Consider the following 2,248-nt stretch of genomic DNA (forward strand, 5'->3'; position numbering starts at 1 on the left):
CTTCCGGTCCGTTCCCCGGGGGTGGGCAAGGTTTCCCCCGAAGATTTCCCGGTGAATTAATTTTCGTTATCCGCCCTTTTCGTGTTCTCGGAAGAGGCGATTCGCGATCCCTTCATCCGGTCACGGTATTTCGTAAAGGGATTCGGTCGATCGGTGGTGAGCGGTGCGAATCCGGTGCTCTTTCCGCCCGGGGGCGGGAGTGCCGGATCTCCGGGGGAAGCCGCAACTCCTCCGCGGCCGTGCGTCGTTGCTGGTGGGCCCGACACCCCCTCCGGCGTTCGGGTGTCCTCGGGCCCCGTCCCCCGCTCTCCCGCCCGGGGAATCCCCCGGGCGGCATTCCCGTCAGTGGCGGAAACCGTGAGGTGGGCTTGCGCGCCGCATTCCCGTCATGACAACGTGCCCTTGTCGGGATGCGACGCCCGGGCCGGATGCCCCGGTGGTTCGGTACCGCCCGGTGTCGCGCGTCCGTTGCGGGCGTTCGTCCCCCGAGGGTGCCGGGTGGCCAGTGATGTGTCGGAGGATTTCGATGACCGATACCGAATCCATCATCGGTCGTCGGGACCGTCTCCCCGGTCACCGGAACGAATCCGGGTGGGACATCACCGCATCCGCCGGGGACATCGAGCGGTGGCGTGACGAGGCCGGACGCACGGTGCGGTGGAGGGGCGGGGACGCCGACGCCGTATCGGTGATCCGGCTGGGAGTCTCCGAACTCCTCTCCAACGTGGTCAAGCACGCGGGGGATCCGCGGTGCCGGTTGGAGTTGCACCACGTCGGACCGACGGTCCGGGTGCGGCTGTTCGACCACTGCGCGCGGGTGCCGATGGTCACCGTCCCGGACTGGGACGCCGAGGGTGGGCGGGGCCTGTGGCTGCTGCGCGAGATGACCGGGGCCCTCGGCTGCACCCGGGTACCCGGTGGTAAGTGGGTGTGGTTCGCGGTGCCGTTGGGGTCCGACGGGAGCTGATCACCGTCGGCGGGTGACCGTCCCCGGCGGGGCCGGAGGGAAGCCGTACGGCGGACACGCCGGGGGCCCGGGGCCGCGCCTCCGGGCCCGGGCCCCCGGTGTCCGCGATGCTGGTGCCACCCGGCCGGGCGCGGCCCCCGCCGTGCTCGGCACCGCCGCCGAGGACCGCCGAGGAGTTCGTGTGTCCAAGCCGCCGCTGCCGTCGGGCGCGATCGAGATGCTCACCCGCCCCAACCCCTGCGTGATCGCCACGCTGCGCTCGGACGGCACCCCCGTCGCCACTCCCACCTGGTACCTGTGGGAGGACGGCCGGGTCCTGGTCAACATGGACGAGGGCCGTCGACGCCTGGCCCATGTGCGCCGCGACCCCCGGGTGACCCTGAGCGTCATGGACGAGCAGAGCTGGTACACCCACGTCAGCCTGATCGGGCACGTCGTCGACATCCGGGACGACACCGGTCTCACCGACATCGACCGGCTCTCCCGCCACTACACGGGCAAGCCCTATCCGGTGCGCGACCGGGCTCGGGTGAGCGCGTGGATCGAGATCGACCGCTGGCACGGTTGGGGCGAGATGAAGGACAACGACCAGTCCGGCGGTTGAGTTCGGTCGGGTCCGGGCCCTCCCACCCGTCCGCCGGGCCGCACCGAACCACTCCCGGGGGCCGTCGGGTCGGCTGACGACCGACCGGCGGGGCGGTACCGGGTGCCCGGGCGGAGGAGGTGGCGCCGGGCGGGATCGGGGCCGCGCGGCGCCGAGGCCCCCGACACTCGGTGGCGAACATGTGTACGGGCGCCCCGGGGGTGAAAAGTGAGGCGCTGGGAGCGTGCCCGGGGTTTCACGCGCCCCGCGTGCGCCCCCGGGCGCCCATGAGGGTCACCACTCCGACACACTCCTCCACCACGCGGCCGACCAGCGGTGATCCACTCCGCCCCCGGGGGTGGCCACCGGGCCCCGGCCCCGTCCCGACCCGGGCCCGCCCCGGCGAGCCCTCCGGGCCGAGCCCCCGGGAGCCCGGGCCCTCTTCTGTGTCCGCTCCCCGGGCCGCACCATGGCCCGGTGTCCACCCACACGTGGACGAGTCGACAGAAAGTGGGATCGCCGGTGATCCGGGTACTGCTGGTGCACGAAACCCCCTTATTGCGCAGCGCTCTCGCCGCCGCGTTGGGCGCCGATCCGGAACTGCGCGTCGAGGCGACCTCATGGCGCGAGGCCACGGAGGGGGACCGGCTCACCCGCGCCGACGTGTGCGTCGTCGACACCGACACCCCCGACCCCTG

Annotated in this window: 2 protein-coding genes; both read left to right on the plus strand. The window is 72.4% G+C overall.

What is annotated here, in order from left to right:
- Positions 1–526: 526 nt before the first annotated feature.
- Positions 527–967, plus strand: coding sequence for an ATP-binding protein (locus FNQ90_RS20250; RefSeq protein WP_143624416.1), 441 nt, complete (start codon positions 527–529; stop codon positions 965–967).
- Between the two features lie 181 nt (positions 968–1,148).
- Positions 1,149–1,571: a PPOX class F420-dependent oxidoreductase gene (locus FNQ90_RS20255; protein WP_182607672.1), complete on the plus strand. Its 423-nt coding sequence runs from the start codon at positions 1,149–1,151 to the stop codon at positions 1,569–1,571.
- Positions 1,572–2,248 lie beyond the last annotated feature (677 nt).

This window comes from Streptomyces alkaliphilus, from assembly GCF_014141535.1.
Lineage (GTDB): Bacteria > Actinomycetota > Actinomycetes > Streptomycetales > Streptomycetaceae > Streptomyces > Streptomyces alkaliphilus.

Coding starts and splice junctions, on each gene's coding strand:
- FNQ90_RS20250 (WP_143624416.1), top strand. CDS start 527: ATGACCGATACCGAATCCATCATCGGTCGTCGGGACCGTCTCCCCGGT.